The sequence below is a fragment of the Chryseobacterium sp. SIMBA_038 genome, assembly GCF_046535115.1.
Taxonomy (GTDB): domain Bacteria; phylum Bacteroidota; class Bacteroidia; order Flavobacteriales; family Weeksellaceae; genus Chryseobacterium.
In genome coordinates, this window is record NZ_JAWRXH010000424.1 from 1 (window position 1) to 238 (window position 238).

Consider the following 238-nt stretch of genomic DNA (forward strand, 5'->3'; position numbering starts at 1 on the left):
GTCCCATTGCGGCTCCAAACAAAGCCAGAAGAACAAATTTAAAGTTGTATTTATTACCGAAGCTTTCCTTTAAGGGGTTTTTAGAAGTTTTCCCCTCGCTTTTAGCCTTTGCAAAAAGCGGAGATTCTTTCATGTTTTTTCTGATGATGTAAGAAACACCTACCATCAAAATAGAGATCCAGAAAGGAATCCTCCAGCCCCAATTATCAAATTCTTCCGGAGAAAGCGAGGTTTTTGT

At 39.1% G+C, this 238-nt stretch carries 1 pseudogene; it reads right to left on the reverse strand.

The window, feature by feature from the left end:
* A pseudogene (locus tag SB689_RS24140) lies at window positions 1–238 on the reverse strand (MFS transporter); the annotation flags it as partial.